This window comes from Dapis hubbardiae BLCC-M172 (assembly GCF_050016015.1).
Classification (GTDB): Bacteria; Cyanobacteriota; Cyanobacteriia; order Cyanobacteriales; family Microcoleaceae; genus Trichodesmium.
The window spans coordinates 2241-3362 of sequence record NZ_JBNHEQ010000078.1; the positions used below are offsets into that span (position 1 = coordinate 2241).

The following is a 1122-nucleotide window of genomic DNA, read 5'->3' on the forward strand; positions in this document are numbered from 1 at the left end:
AAGAAAAAAAAGAGCATAGACAAGATGTAACTTTCAACTTAGAAAAAGATAGTTTAAGCAGTAAAGACGCCTCAAAAATAAATCCAATCCAAGAAAATTATTCTTTGGAAAGGGAAGAAATAAAGGTTGAGGTAGAAGAAAAAAAAGAGCATAGACAAGATGTAACTTTCAACTTAGAAAAAGATAGTTTTAGCAACAAAGATGCCTCAAAAATAAATGAGGTGAAACTAATGTTTATGCAGTCGAACGGCGGTTTAACAGATGCTCAAAAATTTCAAGGAAAAGATAGTATTTTATCTGGTCCTGCTGGTGGAATTGTTGGAGCAGTTCAAACAAGTAAAATGGCAGGTTTTCATAAAATAATTAGCTTCGATATGGGTGGTACTTCTACCGACGTTGCTCATTACGCCGGAGCAGCAAATAAAACAATAGAATATGAACGAGAATTTGAAACAGAAATTGCTGGAATACGTCTACGAACTCCGATGATGTCGATACATACTGTTGCTGCTGGTGGAGGTTCAATTTTATTTTTTGATGGGGCTAGATATCGTGTTGGACCTGAATCTGCTGGAGCAAATCCCGGACCTGCTGCTTATGGAAAAGGCGGATCTTTAACAGTCACAGATTGTAATGTAATGGTGGGAAAAATACAGCCAGAATTTTTTCCTAAAGTGTTTGGAAAGGAGGGAAATTTACCTTTAAATTTGGAGATTGTTAGAGAAAAGTTTGCTCAGTTAGCAGCGGAAATAGGTAATAGTAAAAAACCGGAAGAGGTGGCAAGTGGATATTTAGCTATTGCTGTGGAAAAAATGGCAAATGCGATTAAAAAAATCTCTCTGCAAAAAGGTTATGATATTTCGGAATATACTCTTTGTTGTTTTGGTGGTGCGGGAGGTCAACACGCTTGTTTAATTGCTGATGCTTTGGGAATGAAACAAATTTTTATTCATCCTTATGCGGGAGTTTTATCTGCTTATGGGATGGGATTAGCAGATATTCGAGTGATGAAAGAAAAGGCAGTTGAAAAAATACTAACTCCAGAATTATTCCCAGAGTTGAAGGGAATTTTTACTAAGCTAGAAACTGAAGCAAAACAAGAGTTAATAACAGAAAATTATT

The 1122-nt window shown here is 35.9% G+C and carries 1 protein-coding gene; it reads left to right on the plus strand.

Annotation, left to right across the window (positions count from 1 at the left end):
- The coding region (locus ACP6PK_RS08035) for a hydantoinase/oxoprolinase family protein (protein ID WP_426559164.1) at nucleotides 1–1122 on the plus strand (1122 nt) is incomplete at both ends.